Origin of the sequence: Desulfovibrio sp. 1188_IL3213, from assembly GCF_036763145.1 — a bacterium.
Classification (GTDB): Bacteria; Desulfobacterota; Desulfovibrionia; order Desulfovibrionales; family Desulfovibrionaceae; genus Desulfovibrio.
This window is the reverse complement of record NZ_JBAIYR010000486.1, coordinates 1-1,578: the sequence shown is the minus strand read 5'-3', so window position 1 is coordinate 1,578 and position 1,578 is coordinate 1. Positions and strand designations below refer to the sequence as shown.

Genomic DNA, 1,578 nt, shown 5'->3' with positions numbered 1-1,578 from the left:
CCCTGCCCGAAAAGCGTTGGTACTTCATAACCCCCTCCGGCGGGCTCAAGGCCCTGCGCAACGCCTCGGTCGGTCTGGCCCTCGTGCTGACCGTCGCCCTTGTGGCGGCCGGGCCGTGGTTCTATCAGACCGGCCTTTGGGGCATGACCGCCTTCCTGGTCGTGCTCTGCGCATGGGTGGCCCTTATCTTCAGCACTGAACGCCAACAACCATCTATGATATAAGGATTTTGCATCATGGCAAAGATCAACGTGGAATGGAAAGGAAACATGGTTTTTGAGGGCAAGGACTCCGACGGCCACAGCCTGGTCATGGACGCCTCGGCCATCTACGGCGGCAGCAATCAGGGCGTACGCCCCATGGAAATGCTGCTCATCTCCCTGGCCGGCTGCACAGGCATCGAAGTGGGCCACGCCATGAACAAAATGCGTCTTGAGTACACAAGCTTCACCATCTCGGCCGATGCCGTGCGCCGTGAAGAAATCCCGCAGATCTTTACCGAGATCAATGTGGAGTACACTGTTAAAGGCGACGGTATCAGTCTTGAGAGGTTCGTGCGCGCCTTTGAGCTTGGCGCTGTAAAATACTGCTCCGTAGCCAACATGCTTAAGGCCAGCAGCAAAATAAACTACAGCTTTGTGCTCAATGGACAGCGTTACGCCTATCCCTTGCAGGATGGAAAGGCTGCCCCGCAATAGCCGGCAGTGTGCATACCACTACCCTGAGAGGGCGGCTATGCCACGATCCCGCAAGCTCCCGTCAGGCGAGCAGACCACGCCCCTGCCGCCGCAACATATGCCGGATTGACACACCCCGCCCTGTCAGGCCCGCCGCCGCGCCCCACACTACGGGAGGCGCGGCGGCTTTTCACCACAGCTAATGAGGAGATTACATGTCCAGCTACACCTTGCCCGAAGACCGTTCCTATACCGACGAGCACATCTGGCTGCTTGAAGACGCCCAGGGCCTCACAGTGGGCATTTCTGACTTTGCCCAGGCACAGCTTGAGGAAGTGGTCTATGTGGACATGCCTGCGGTGGGCACCATCGTCGAGGCGGGAAAAGAATTCGGCTCCGTGGAATCAATGAAGTCTGTCAGTGCGCTGTTTTCGCCGGTTTCCGGCGTGGTGGAAGCCGTTAACACCGACCTTGAAAACAAACCTGATCTTGTGAACAGCGACTGTTACGGACAGGGCTGGATACTGCGCCTGCGCAAAGAAGGCGAAAATACCGTGCCTCTGCTCTCGGCCGAAGCGTACGGGGAACACCTGAAATCACAGTCCTAGAGCATTTTCAGCATGAAACTGCTCCAAAGCGGGCAGCGTCAATACCGTTTGCCTGCCCGCGCGGATTGTCCTTGAAATCCGCGCCACGAGCGGGGCCTACGGACCTGACGACAGAAGCGCCCTCTTATGCTATGCCACTGGAACCCCCATAGATGTTCCCCGGGCAAAAAGAGTCAGGCCCCTGGCCTCATACAACCTGCGCAAGCCAGCACGAGGTAAAGAGATGAAAAAACTGACCATCATCGGCAGCGGCCCCGGCGGCCACATGGCGGCCTTTGCGGCGGCCCGCGCCG

At 58.6% G+C, this 1,578-nt stretch carries 2 protein-coding genes and 1 pseudogene; all 3 read left to right on the top strand.

Features of this window, described 5'->3' with window-relative positions; genetic code table 11:
- A pseudogene (locus V6C16_RS12880) lies at positions 1–224 on the top strand (sodium:solute symporter family protein); the annotation flags it as partial.
- A gap of 12 nt (positions 225–236) precedes the next feature.
- A complete protein-coding gene (locus V6C16_RS12875; protein WP_333536778.1) occupies positions 237–698 on the top strand; it encodes an OsmC family protein in 462 nt (153 codons plus the stop codon).
- Positions 699–892: 194 nt separating this feature from the next.
- Positions 893–1,285 carry a glycine cleavage system protein GcvH gene (gcvH, locus tag V6C16_RS12870; RefSeq protein WP_333536779.1) on the top strand — a complete coding sequence of 131 codons (393 nt, stop codon included), beginning with the start codon at positions 893–895 and terminating at the stop codon, positions 1,283–1,285.
- Positions 1,286–1,578: the final 293 nt, after the last annotated feature.

Coding starts and splice junctions, on each gene's coding strand:
- V6C16_RS12875 (WP_333536778.1), top strand. CDS start 237: ATGGCAAAGATCAACGTGGAATGGAAAGGAAACATGGTTTTTGAGGGC.
- gcvH (WP_333536779.1), top strand. CDS start 893: ATGTCCAGCTACACCTTGCCCGAAGACCGTTCCTATACCGACGAGCAC.